Source organism: Streptococcus sp. SM3 (genome assembly GCF_027497875.1).
Map to the genome: position 1 here is coordinate 1 of NZ_JAJNSA010000071.1, position 12,620 is coordinate 12,620.

The 12,620-nt window shown below is 38.6% G+C and carries 10 protein-coding genes and 1 pseudogene; all 11 read left to right on the plus strand.

The features are described 5' to 3' along the window. A pseudogene (locus tag PAN06_RS09960) lies at positions 1-1,511 on the plus strand (hypothetical protein); the annotation flags it as partial. After that, positions 1,512-2,399: an NAD glycohydrolase inhibitor gene (locus PAN06_RS09965; protein WP_269796218.1), complete on the plus strand. Its 888-nt coding sequence runs from the start codon at positions 1,512-1,514 to the stop codon at positions 2,397-2,399. 90 nt (positions 2,400-2,489) lie between these two features. Then, a complete protein-coding gene (locus PAN06_RS09970; RefSeq protein ID WP_200872068.1) occupies positions 2,490-2,651 on the plus strand; it encodes a hypothetical protein in 162 nt (53 codons plus the stop codon). Then, positions 2,652-3,539 carry an NAD glycohydrolase inhibitor gene (locus tag PAN06_RS09975; RefSeq protein ID WP_265495975.1) on the plus strand — a complete coding sequence of 296 codons (888 nt, stop codon included), beginning with the start codon at positions 2,652-2,654 and terminating at the stop codon, positions 3,537-3,539. It begins immediately after the preceding gene. Between the two features lie 524 nt (positions 3,540-4,063). Further along, a protein-coding gene (gene prfB, locus PAN06_RS09980; RefSeq protein WP_125386088.1) for a peptide chain release factor 2 occupies positions 4,064-5,159 on the plus strand; the annotation gives its coding sequence in 2 pieces (ribosomal slippage) (positions 4,064-4,135 and positions 4,137-5,159; 1,095 coding nt in all). A gap of 17 nt (positions 5,160-5,176) precedes the next feature. After that, positions 5,177-5,869: a cell division ATP-binding protein FtsE gene (gene ftsE, locus PAN06_RS09985; protein WP_004263501.1), complete on the plus strand. Its 693-nt coding sequence runs from the start codon at positions 5,177-5,179 to the stop codon at positions 5,867-5,869. Next, positions 5,862-6,788 (plus strand): permease-like cell division protein FtsX, encoded by a 927-nt coding sequence (gene ftsX, locus PAN06_RS09990; RefSeq protein ID WP_042751472.1) that lies wholly within the window; start codon positions 5,862-5,864, stop codon positions 6,786-6,788. Before ftsE ends, ftsX begins: the two co-directional genes overlap by 8 nt. Positions 6,789-6,973: 185 nt before the next feature. Beyond that, entirely contained in the window at positions 6,974-9,154 is a 2,181-nt protein-coding gene (locus PAN06_RS09995; RefSeq protein ID WP_269796219.1) for a PTS transporter subunit IIBC, read from the plus strand. Between the two features lie 51 nt (positions 9,155-9,205). Beyond that, positions 9,206-10,021 (plus strand): endonuclease/exonuclease/phosphatase family protein, encoded by an 816-nt coding sequence (locus tag PAN06_RS10000; RefSeq protein WP_269796220.1) that lies wholly within the window; start codon positions 9,206-9,208, stop codon positions 10,019-10,021. 140 nt (positions 10,022-10,161) lie between these two features. Then, positions 10,162-11,505: a DEAD/DEAH box helicase gene (locus PAN06_RS10005; protein ID WP_120769997.1), complete on the plus strand. Its 1,344-nt coding sequence runs from the start codon at positions 10,162-10,164 to the stop codon at positions 11,503-11,505. A 361-nt stretch (positions 11,506-11,866) separates the two neighbouring features. Continuing rightward, positions 11,867-12,620 (plus strand): methionine adenosyltransferase (gene metK, locus PAN06_RS10010; RefSeq protein ID WP_269796221.1); only part of this gene is annotated, 754 nt, incomplete at its 3' end.

The following is a 12,620-nucleotide window of genomic DNA, read 5'->3' on the forward strand; positions in this document are numbered from 1 at the left end:
AGGATATCAAACTTGGGAATGCAGGGGATATTCAGACTAAAGCAGGAAATCCCATCAGAGATACGCTTTTCATGGGGAATGACAAGCTGTATCATGATGTTGGGAATGTCTTTGTGACGGCGAGTGCTATCATGATTCCCATAGGGCAGACTCAGAGCGTTGTCAAGGGCTTGACCCAGTTTGCGATAGGGGAAGCCGGTGCCTATACAGCGGGTCAGGTTGCCTATCATGGGACTAAGCTCCTAGGTGGTAGTGAGGAAGACGCCCAAACCGCAAACTTTATCGGGAATATAGTAGGAGGCTATGTGACCTCCTCAGCAGCCAGCAAGTTTAGTCTCAATAAACTGAAAAATAACGTATCTGAACAAAATTTTGCTAACTACAGAGAGTTTTCAACTACAAAGATTGATGATTTCAAGACAAATTTCAAAGATGTCGAGACTAGGATAACCGTTGAGACACGTAATGCAACAGGAGAAATTCAACGTATCCAATTAAAAGCAGTCGGTGTAGATGAAACTGGAAAAATTCGTATTCAAGATTATACAACTGCAAAAGATGGTTTAACCATTAAACGCCAAGATATTCTGGATAATCTATCAAAACATGGCGGTACTATCGTAGGTGAAGGAAAAGGTCGCTTTACAGGTGGCACTAAAATTGAACCAGGAACTCGAATTGAGATTATCTCTCAAAAAACATCGGATATTTCAATTGAACATGTGTCACCAGAAATCAAAAAATCAACCTTTGCAAAATTCGATGAACTTGCAAGTAGGGAAACAAGTTGGAATACAGCAGAGAAGCAGGCATCTTTCAAGGATTCTTTTGATATGTATGCGGAACGTGCTGTTAAAGAAGGGGCAGTCCCAAATAAAGAAACCTTTTACAAGATGTATGAGGCTAGACAGTACGATTATCCAGAAACCTACAAAGAAGCTATTAAGAAGCCCTATTTAGAAGGTGGAGCCTCTTCTGTTGTTAATGGAGATAGTATAGAAAACTTCGTTTTTGATGAAGATGCTTCTTCTATAGGACGTGTAACCCAAGATGGGATTGGCCAAGGAAACTTTGCGACTAGTATTGTAGAAGACTCTGCCCTCTTATATGATAAAAGTGGGACTCTTAAATCAGGTCATGAGATTGCGACAGTCAAAGGTGTGAGTGATAATACTTATAAATCAGGTATCTATCAATATGAATACAGTCCTGAGCTAGTTAGAAATATGGATAAAGAAGGTCTACTACAATTTCCAAACGGGGACACGCCAGGTTCATCATCCTTAAATATTCCAGGTGCTAAAACCTGGGCGGGTTCTGACATTCATATGTCTGAGAGCGAACTACTTATGCCGTCAATTGATATGAAGGGACATTTTTATGATGACTTTCTATCTGCGATTGAACGCCAAGGCTATTATGAAATCAAAAATCCACGTGTCTATAGACCAGGCACTAATGAAATTATTTCAGTTGAAGGGATTTTTAGAATTAACCAATGGAGTAAATAAATGAAGAAATTTGAAATACCAGAGCCTAAAGAATATGAATCTTTTGTTAATTTTTATCGTGATATGATGAGAGAAGGGAAAGAGGGGGAAGCTTTTTTAGGTACAAATCCAAAATATCGTATATGGCAAAGGGATTCTTATGAACTTGATAGCACAGATATTTTAGTATTGATGGAATATTGCTTATTCCCTCTGTATGTGGAAGGTGATGAGGATATAGCTAAAAGAACTTTTGACATCTTGAAAGAGTTTAGTTTATCTAATGATTTAATGAGATTAAAGAAAGTAACGAAATATATTTCTATTCAAAGTAGATGGGTAAAGAAATATACAAGCCTTCCCTTTGTTATTGAAACAGATGAATTGGTAAGAAATATTATAGAAAGCATTTCAAAATTATCTGATGAGCAGAAACATACGTATACCTATGAAAGACTATGTAATGTATTAGACCGTAGTCCATTATACAGGCAGTGTGATGAAGAAAAGGTAGAGAAGATTCTTAAGGAATTCAAGGAAAAATACTACAATCCACCAAAGGTAGTAGAAACCATTAAAACAGTTGAGAAAATTGAACTAGACGTTACAAGCATCGATGCTATGGGGGTCTCTGATGACCATCTAGAGTTGTTGTTGATTGATGAAAACAAATGGATAGAGTCTCTGGAAGAAGAGCATCTCTTGAAACTTCAAGAAAAACTTAACAACTACATCTACTTCCTCGAAAGCAAGCAGTATGTGGCACGATATGGTGATAAGTTTGACAAAAAAGTCATCCATATTACCTTCCAATATTCTCCATCTGATAATGGACTAGCCTTTCTTGCAGCGGTTCAGAAGGTATTACAACCGACGGATATGAGTTTGAAAGTAGAATTATCGGAGTAATAAAGGGAGCGAAAGACGCTCTCTTTTTGTGGTATAATGGGACTAGATTTTTAAAAAGATTATTTAACGGTTTTAAACAGCGAACTACTTATGCCGTCAATTGATATGAAGGGGCATTCTTACGATGATTTTCTATCTGCGATTGAACGTCAAGGATACTATGAAATCAAAAATCCACGTGTCTATAAACCTGGCACTAATATAATTGAGCAAGTTGAAGGAATTTTTAGAATTAACCAATGGAGTAAATAAATGAAAAAATTTGAAATACCAGAGCCTAAAGATTATCAAAATTTTGTAAAAGACTATCGTGAAATAATGAAGGAAGGGAAAGAAGCAGAAGCATTTCTTGGAGAGGATATTAGGTATCGTTTTCAACAACGCAATTCAATGATAACGGAATACACTGATATTCAGGTGTTGATGGAATATTGTTTATTCCCTCTATATGTAGAAGGTGATAAAGATATAGAGAAAAGGACATTTGAGATATTAAAAGAGTTCTCTTTAAGTATTGATGAAAAGAAAATATGGCAAGTTACAGAATATTTATTACTTCAAGATTTCATTCTGTCGGAATATAAACCTCTTCCTTTTGAAATTGATACAAGAAAATTAGTTCCTCTTATACTTGATACAATAGAAAAACTTCCTAACGAGTTAAAAACTAGTGGATATTACAGTCGATTAATTGGAAATATTAAATCAATCCCTTCTTTCAAGTCTTATGAGGTGGAAAAGGTAGAGAAGATTCTTAAGGAATTCAAGGAAAAATACTACAATCCACCTAAGGTAGTAGAAACCATTAAAACAGTTGAGAAAATTGAACTAGACGTTACAAGCATCGATGCGATGGGTGTTTCAGATGACCATCTAGAGTTGTTGTTGATTGATGGAAACAAATGGATTGAGTCATTAGAAGAGGAACATCTCTTGAAACTTCAAGAAAAACTCAACAATTATATCTACTTCCTTGAAAGCAAGCAGTATGTGGAACGATACGGCGATAACTTTGATAAAAAAGTCATCCATATCACATTTCAGTATTCTCCATCTGATAATGGACTAGCCTTTCTTGCAGCAGTTCAGAAGGTATTGCAACCGACGGATATGAGCTTGAAGGTAGAATTACCGGAGTAATAAAGGGAGCGAAAGACGCTCTCTTTTTGTGGTATAATTGGACTAGGTTACGAAGGCTTTTGTTAAATAGGTAAAAATAGCGAACTATTTATGCCGACAATTGACATGCAGAACATTCATACGACGATTTTTTATACCCTATTAAGAAACAGGGAGATTATGAGATAAAAGATCTATGTGTATGAACTGGACTGTACCCCGAAAGTTAGGCATAAAGGATATAACACTTGGGGAATTTCATAATTTAGTTTAATAAAGATGAGGTAACTTAGCAATTTGAGAAAAAATTTAGGCCTTGAGTACAGTAAATGAGAATACTTTCACTCTTGTCTATGGTAGAATGATGGTAGCTCATAAAACTTTTTTTGGTAACTAGTTCGTTCAATTCTATTTTACTAGAAAATTTTATGAGTTTTTATTGTGCAATTAGATTGTATAATCAAGATAGAAAAAGTCATTAGAGCAAAAGATGGAAAGAAATGATAGATTATGGTATAATAAAACGATACAAAAAAGGAGTATTTATGGACATTTCAGAAATTCGTCAGAAAATTGACGCAAATCGTGAAAAATTAGCTTCTTTCAGGGGGTCTCTTTGACCTCGAAGGTTTAGAGGAAGAGATTGCCATCTTGGAAAACAAGATGACAGAACCTGATTTTTGGAACGATAATATCGCGGCTCAAAAAACGTCGCAAGAATTAAATGAATTAAAAAACACCTACAACACCTTCCACAAAATGGAAGAGTTGCAGGATGAAGTTGAAATTTTATTAGACTTTTTAGCTGAAGACGAGTCAGTGCATGAAGAATTGGTTGCACAGCTATCAGAACTCGATAAAATGATGACTAGCTATGAGATGACCCTTCTCTTGTCAGAACCTTATGACCATAATAATGCGATTTTGGAAATCCATCCAGGATCAGGTGGTACTGAAGCTCAGGACTGGGGTGATATGTTACTTCGTATGTACACTCGCTATGGAAATGCCAAAGGCTTTAAAGTGGAGGTATTGGATTACCAAGCAGGAGATGAAGCTGGTATCAAGTCAGTAACCTTATCATTTGAAGGACCTAATGCCTATGGTCTTCTCAAGTCAGAAATGGGGGTACACCGTTTGGTGCGAATTTCACCATTTGACTCTGCCAAACGTCGCCATACCTCTTTCACATCTGTAGAAGTAATGCCAGAATTGGATGATACCATTGAAGTGGAAATCCGTGAAGATGATATCAAGATGGACACCTTCCGTTCAGGTGGTGCTGGTGGACAAAATGTCAACAAGGTTTCCACAGGTGTACGTTTAACACATATTCCTACTGGGACTGTTGTCCAGTCAACGGTCGATCGTACTCAGTATGGAAATAGAGATCGTGCCATGAAGATGTTGCAGGCTAAGCTCTATCAAATGGAGCAAGAAAAGAAAGCTGCGGAAGTTGATTCCCTCAAAGGTGAGAAAAAGGAAATCACATGGGGAAGTCAAATCCGTTCTTATGTTTTCACGCCTTATACTATGGTAAAAGATCATCGAACTAGCTTTGAAGTTGCGCAGGTAGATAAGGTTATGGATGGAGACCTAGATGGTTTTATTGATGCCTACCTCAAGTGGCGAATCAGCTAAGATAGAAAGGAACTCACATGTCAATCATTGAAATGAGAGATGTCGTCAAAAAATACGACAACGGAACGACTGCTTTGCGAGGTGTCTCAGTCACTGTTGAACCCGGGGAATTTGCCTATATCGTAGGTCCGTCAGGAGCTGGGAAGTCAACATTTATTAGAGCTTTGTACCGCGAAGTAAAAATCGAAAAAGGAAGCTTAACTGTTGCTGGTTTTAATCTGGTTAAAATTAAAAAGAAAGATGTCCCTCTCCTACGTCGTAGTGTTGGGGTTGTCTTCCAAGATTATAAACTGTTACCAAAGAAAACCGTTTATGAAAATATTGCTTATGCAATGGAAGTTATTGGTGAGAGCCGCCGTAATATCAAAAAACGTGTTATGGAAGTTTTAGACTTGGTTGGATTGAAGCATAAGGTTCGTTCTTTCCCAAATGAACTTTCAGGGGGAGAACAGCAACGTATTGCGATAGCACGTGCCATTGTAAACAATCCAAAAGTATTGATTGCGGACGAACCAACAGGAAACTTGGACCCAGATAATTCATGGGAAATTATGAACTTGCTGGAACGCATCAATCTCCAAGGTACAACTGTCTTGATGGCTACCCACAACAGTCAGATTGTAAATACCTTGCGCCACCGTGTCATTGCCATTGAAAATGGCCGTGTCGTTCGTGACGAAGCTAAAGGAGAATATGGATACGATGATTAGTAGATTTTTTCGTCATTTATTTGAATCGTTAAAAAGTTTGAAACGAAATGGCTGGATGACAGTAGCTGCTGTCAGTTCAGTTATGATTACTTTGACCTTGGTTGCAATATTTGCATCTGTTATCTTTAATACGGCTAAACTAGCTACAGATATTGAAAATAATGTCCGAGTAATGGTATACATTCGTAAGGACGTAGCTGATAATAGTGAGACGATTGAAAAAGAAGGTCAAACTGTTACAAATAACGACTACCATAAGGTATATGATGCTTTGAAAGGTATGTCAACCGTTAAAAGTGTTACGTTTTCAAGTAAAGAAGAACAATATGAAAAGTTGACAGAAACAATGGGGGACAACTGGAAAATCTTTGAAGGCGATGCCAATCCTCTCTATGATGCATATATCGTTGATACCAATACACCAAGTGATGTAAAGACAGTAGCAGAAGAGGCTAAAAAAATCGAAGGTGTATCAGAAGTTCAAGATGGTGGTGCTAATACAGAACGCTTGTTTAAGTTAGCCTCATTTATTCGTGTCTGGGGACTGGTTATCGCTGGATTATTGATTTTCATTGCGGTGTTCTTGATTTCTAATACTATACGTATCACCATCATTTCACGAAGCCGTGAAATTCAAATTATGCGTTTAGTAGGTGCTAAGAACGGTTATATCCGCGGACCTTTCTTGCTTGAAGGTGCCTTTATCGGTTTGCTTGGAGCAACACTTCCGTCAGTTTTGGTATTTATTGTCTATAAAATGGTTTACCAATCGGTTAATAAGTCATTGGTTGGTCAGAACCTTTCGATGATATCACCAGAAATATTCAGTCCACTGATGATTGCTCTATTATTTGTGATTGGAATTTTTATCGGTTCAATCGGATCAGGAATTTCAATGCGCCGATTCCTGAAAATCTAAAATAAAACAGAAGTATATATGAGGAGATTTTAATATCTCCTTTTTTACTACAAAAATTTTAGAAAAAAGTCTACTTTTTTTTATAAAAGCCTTTACAAAAAAAATTAAAGTGGTATAATTAATACATAGTTAAGTGCAAACGTTTTCGTAAAACGTTTGCCTAAATAAAAATAAAGGAGATTTGAATGATGAAAGATACATTCAAAAATGTCTTGTCTTTCGAGTTTTGGCAAAAATTCGGTAAGGCTTTGATGGTGGTTATCGCGGTTATGCCGGCTGCTGGTTTGATGATTTCAATCGGTAAGTCTATCGTGATGATTAACCCAACCTTTGCACCACTTGTTATTACTGGTGGTGTACTAGAACAAATCGGTTGGGGGGTTATCGTTAACCTTCATATCTTGTTCGCCCTAGCCATTGGAGGTAGCTGGGCTAAAGAACGTGCTGGTGGTGCTTTCGCCGCTGGTCTTGCCTTCATCTTGATTAACCGTATCACTGGTACAATCTTTGGCGTATCAGGCGATATGTTGAAAAATCCAGATGCTATGGTTTCAACACTATTGGGTGGGCAAATCAAAGTTGCTGATTACTTCATTAGTGTTATGGAAGCCCCAGCATTGAACATGGGTGTCTTCGTAGGGATTATTTCTGGTTTTATTGGAGCAACTGCTTACAATAAATACTATAACTTCCGTAAGCTTCCTGATGCACTTTCATTCTTTAACGGAAAACGTTTTGTACCGTTTGTAGTTATTCTTCGTTCAATAATTGCTGCAATTGTACTTTCAGCTTTCTGGCCACTTGTGCAAACTGGTATCAATAGCTTTGGTATCTGGATTGCTAACTCACAAGAAACTGCTCCAATCCTTGCACCATTCTTGTATGGTACATTGGAACGTTTGCTCTTACCATTTGGTCTTCACCACATGTTGACTATCCCAATGAACTACACAGCTCTTGGTGGTACTTATGAGGTCTTAACTGGTGCAGCAAAAGGTAGCCAAGTATTTGGTCAAGACCCACTATGGCTTGCATGGGTAACAGACCTTGTTAACCTTAAAGGTACAGATGCAAGTCATTACCAACAATTGTTAGATACTGTTCACCCAGCTCGTTTCAAAGTTGGACAAATGATCGGTTCATTCGGTATCTTGATGGGTGTGATTGTGGCTATCTACCGTAATGTTGATGCAGACAAGAAACACAAATACAAAGGTATGATGATTGCAACAGCTCTTGCAACATTCTTGACAGGGGTTACTGAACCAATCGAATACATGTTCATGTTCGTCGCAACACCTATGTATCTTGTTTACTCACTTGTTCAAGGTGCTGCCTTCGCTATGGCTGACGTAGTAAACCTACGTGTCCACTCATTCGGTTCAATTGAATTCTTGACTCGTACACCACTAGCAATTAATGCTGGTATTGGTATGGATATCGTTAACTTTATCTGGGTAACTGTTCTCTTTGCTGTAATCATGTACTTTATCGCAAACTTCATGATTCAAAAATTCAACTACGCAACTCCAGGACGTAACGGAAACTACGAAACTGCTGAAGGTTCAGAAGAAGCTAGCAGCGAAGTGAAAGTTGCAGCAGGTTCTCAAGCTGTAAACATTATCAACCTTCTTGGTGGACGTGCTAACATCGTCGATGTAGACGCATGTATGACTCGCCTTCGTGTAACTGTAAAAGACGCTGACAAAGTCGGTGATGCAGAACAATGGAAAGCAGAAGGAGCTATGGGTCTTGTCATGAAAGGACAAGGAGTTCAAGCTATCTACGGTCCAAAAGCAGACGTATTGAAATCTGATATCCAAGATATCCTTGATTCAGGTGAAATCATTCCTGAAACTCTTCCAAGTCAAATGACAGAAGCGCAACAAAACACTGTACACTACAAAGGTGTAACAGAGGAAGTTTACTCAGTAGCAGACGGTCAAGTTGTTGCCTTGGAACAAGTAAAAGATCCAGTATTTGCTCAAAAAATGATGGGTGATGGATTTGCAGTAGAACCAGCAAATGGAAACATTGTATCTCCAGTTTCAGGTACTGTATCAAGCATCTTCCCAACAAAACATGCTCTTGGTCTTGTGACTGAAGCAGGTCTTGAAGTACTTGTTCACATTGGTTTGGACACAGTAAGTCTTGAAGGAAAACCATTTACAGTTCATGTAGCAGAAGGACAAAAAGTTGCAGCAGGTGACTTACTTGTCACAGCTGACTTGGATGCTATCCGTGCAGCAGGACGTGAAACTTCAACAGTAGTTGTCTTCACAAATGGTGATGTTATTAAATCAGTTAAATTAGAACAAACAGGTTCTCTTGCAGCTAAAACAGCAGTTGCTAAAGTAGAATTGTAATATACTTGAGGTTGGAAGCTGTTTTCCAACCTCTTGTTTTGGGAGAAAAGCATGAAATTTTTAACACTCAATACTCATAGCTGGATGGAAAAAGAAGCTGAGGAAAAATTCCAGCTCTTGCTTGAAGATATTCTTGATAAAGATTATGATTTGATTTGTTTCCAAGAAATCAATCAGGAGATTACTTCGCCAGAGGTGGAGGTTAATGACCTTTATCAAGCTTTGCCAGCAGCTGAGCCTATTCACCAAGACCATTATGTTAGACTTTTGGTTGAAAAGTTGTCAGAGCAAGGAAAAAATTACTATTGGACTTGGGCCTATAACCATATTGGTTATGACCGCTATCATGAAGGTGTGGCTATCTTGTCTAAAACACCTATTGAAGCAAGAGAAATTTTGGTTTCAGATGTGGATGATCCAACAGACTATCATACTCGCCGTGTCGCCCTGGCTGAAACTGTAGTTGATGGTAAGGAGCTTGCAGTTGCAAGTGTCCACCTTTCTTGGTGGGATAAAGGTTTCCAAGAAGAATGGGCACGATTTGAGGCTGTCTTGAAAGAATTGAACAAGCCACTTTTACTAGCTGGAGATTTCAACAACCCAGCTGGTCAGGAAGGTTACCAAGCTATTTTATCTAGTCCATTAGGCTTACAAGACGCATTTGAAGTTGCTCAAGAGAAAAGCGGTAGCTATACTGTTCCACCAGAAATTGATGGCTGGAAGGGGAACACAGAACCCCTTCGAATCGACTATGTTTTTACTACCAAAGAGTTAGAGGTGGAAAAATTACATGTCGTATTTGATGGTAACAAGAGTCCACAGGTTAGTGATCACTATGGTTTGAATGCTATTTTGAACTGGAAATAATGACTGAAAAGAGGTTGGAATTATAACATTCCAGCTTTTTTCTGACTAGAAAAGCTACTGGAAATAGCCTAAATAAGTGAGACTACTGTAATGGAATAAAATATGGTATAATTGATAAGATAGATAGAATCGAGGATATTATGTCATTTACGAAATTTCAATTTAAAAAATATATTAGTGAAGCATTGGAGGAGTTGAAATTTACAACTCCAACAGAGGTGCAAGATAAGTTGATTCCTATTGTTTTGGCAGGTCGTGACCTAGTCGGTGAATCAAAAACAGGTTCGGGTAAGACTCATACTTTCTTGTTGCCGATTTTCCAGCAATTAGATGAAACTAGTGATAGTGTACAGGCAGTCATTACTGCACCGAGCCGTGAGTTGGCTACTCAGATTTACCAAGCAGCTCGTCAGATTGCAGCCCACTCAGAGGTGGAAGTTCGTGTGGTTAATTATGTGGGTGGTACAGATAAGGCTCGCCAGATTGAAAAATTAGCAAGTAACCAGCCTCATATTGTTATCGGAACACCTGGCCGTATTTATGACTTAGTTAAGTCTGGTGACCTAGCTATTCACAAGGCTAAGACCTTTGTGGTTGATGAGGCAGATATGACCTTGGATATGGGATTCTTAGAAACTGTTGATAAGATTGCTGGAAGCCTTCCAAAAGACCTGCAATTCATGGTCTTCTCAGCGACTATTCCACAAAAACTGCAACCATTCTTGAAAAAATACTTATCAAATCCTGTTATGGAGAAAATCAAGACCAAAACGGTCATTTCTGATACCATTGATAATTGGTTGATTTCGACCAAGGGCCGAGATAAGAATGCTCAAATTTACCAATTGACTCAGTTGATGCAACCGTATTTGGCAATGATTTTTGTTAACACTAAAATGCGTGCTGATGAATTGCATTCATATCTGACTGCTCAAGGCTTGAAGGTGGCAAAAATCCATGGGGATATTGCCCCTCGTGAGCGCAAACGTATCATGAACCAGGTGAAAAATCTGGATTTTGAGTATATTGTCGCAACAGATTTGGCAGCACGTGGGATTGATATTGAAGGTGTCAGCCATGTCATCAATGATGCCATTCCGCAAGATTTGTCTTTCTTCGTGCACCGTGTTGGTCGTACTGGACGAAATGGCCTACCAGGTACAGCTATTACTCTTTATCAGCCAAGTGATGACTCGGATATCCGTGAGTTGGAGAAATTGGGAATCAAGTTTACTCCTAAGATGGTCAAAGACGGGGAATTTCAAGATACTTATGACCGTGATCGTCGTGCTAACCGTGAGAAAAAACAAGATAAACTTGATATCGAAATGATTGGTTTGGTTAAAAAGAAAAAGAAAAAAGTCAAACCAGGTTATAAGAAGAAAATTCAATGGGCGGTTGATGAAAAGCGCCGCAAAACCAAGCGCGCTGAAAATCGTGCTCGCGGTCGCGCAGAGCGTAAAGCAAAACGCCAAACATTTTAATAGAAAAAGTTGGAGTACTGAGCTCCAACTTTTTTTATTTATGAGAACGAACTATCTAAACAGAAACACTACAATAAAGACTGCAAATTGCGCTAAAAAATGGTATAATGATAAAGTTATATAGTCCCGATAAGATGGTAGGTATTTATCACTAAGAGTTTTCCTATCAGTACTTTGTAATTCGCAAAGACTGACGGCTCCATACGGTTGCCGCTATAGTGCGGTCATCCTATGCGCCTTACTAGCTTCAGAAATAAAAAAGTATCGTTTTTATTTCTTTTGCGTCGTAACTCTTATAGAATAAAAATACCTATCAGTACTTTGTAACTCTATAACACTATTTTTAAGGGGGGACATTTTTATGTCAGAACGTAAATTATTCACGTCTGAATCTGTATCTGAGGGGCATCCGGATAAGATTGCAGACCAAATTTCAGATGCGATTTTGGATGCTATTTTAGCTAAGGATCCAGAGGCGCACGTTGCTGCTGAGACAGCTGTATATACTGGTTCCGTCCATGTTTTTGGTGAAATTTCTACAAATGCCTATGTGGATATTAACCGTGTGGTTCGTGATACTATCGCAGAGATTGGCTACACCAATACAGAATATGGTTTTTCTGCGGAGACAGTGGGAGTACACCCATCTTTGGTGGAACAATCTCCTGATATTGCTCAAGGAGTTAATGAAGCCTTGGAAGTTCGTGGAAATGCAGACCAAGATCCACTTGACTTGATTGGTGCTGGAGACCAAGGGCTCATGTTTGGATTTGCAGTGGATGAAACAGAAGAGCTCATGCCTTTGCCGATTTCACTCAGTCATAAATTGGTTCGTCGTCTGGCAGAACTTCGTAAGTCCGGGGAAATTAGTTATCTTCGCCCAGATGCCAAATCGCAAGTTACAGTTGAGTATGATGAAAATGACCGTCCAGTACGTGTGGACACAGTCGTGATTTCAACTCAGCACGATCCAGAAGTCAGCAACGAACAAATTCACAATGATGTCATTAACAAGGTTATCAAAGAGGTTATTCCAGCTTCTTACTTAGATGAGCAAACAAAATTCTTCATCAATCCTACTGGTCGTTTTGTAATCGGTGGACCTCAAGGAGACT

Coding starts and splice junctions, on each gene's coding strand:
- PAN06_RS09965 (WP_269796218.1), top strand. CDS start 1,512: ATGAAGAAATTTGAAATACCAGAGCCTAAAGAATATGAATCTTTTGTT.
- PAN06_RS09970 (WP_200872068.1), top strand. CDS start 2,490: ATGCCGTCAATTGATATGAAGGGGCATTCTTACGATGATTTTCTATCT.
- PAN06_RS09975 (WP_265495975.1), top strand. CDS start 2,652: ATGAAAAAATTTGAAATACCAGAGCCTAAAGATTATCAAAATTTTGTA.
- ftsE (WP_004263501.1), top strand. CDS start 5,177: ATGTCAATCATTGAAATGAGAGATGTCGTCAAAAAATACGACAACGGA.
- ftsX (WP_042751472.1), top strand. CDS start 5,862: ATGATTAGTAGATTTTTTCGTCATTTATTTGAATCGTTAAAAAGTTTG.
- PAN06_RS09995 (WP_269796219.1), top strand. CDS start 6,974: ATGATGAAAGATACATTCAAAAATGTCTTGTCTTTCGAGTTTTGGCAA.
- PAN06_RS10000 (WP_269796220.1), top strand. CDS start 9,206: ATGAAATTTTTAACACTCAATACTCATAGCTGGATGGAAAAAGAAGCT.
- PAN06_RS10005 (WP_120769997.1), top strand. CDS start 10,162: ATGTCATTTACGAAATTTCAATTTAAAAAATATATTAGTGAAGCATTG.